Source organism: Burkholderia sp. SIMBA_062 (assembly GCF_046534765.1).
GTDB lineage: Bacteria > Pseudomonadota > Gammaproteobacteria > Burkholderiales > Burkholderiaceae > Burkholderia > Burkholderia ambifaria.
In genome coordinates, this window is sequence record NZ_JAWRYD010000684.1 from 1 (window position 1) to 230 (window position 230).

Sequence of the window (230 nt, forward strand, 5' to 3'; positions counted from 1 at the left end):
GCGGCCGCGTTCAGCAGCGCGCGATCGTACAGGTGCAGGATGAACACCGGCGTATCGGGCGCGGCCGCGTTGAGCTCGTCGATCGTCGGCAGGCGCTTCTCGGCAAACTGATGCTCGGTGAAGCCGCCGACCACGCGCACCCATTGCGGCGCCGGCGTGATCGCGACCTGCTGCCGGAGCATCTCCATCGCGACGGCGAGCGAGCGCACGCCGTCCCAGCGCAGCTCCAT

1 protein-coding gene is annotated in these 230 nt (G+C 70.0%); it reads right to left on the reverse strand.

From position 1 onward, the window contains the following. On the reverse strand, positions 1–230 hold a 230-nt coding region (locus SB786_RS37920), incomplete at both ends, for an amidohydrolase family protein (RefSeq protein WP_410731799.1).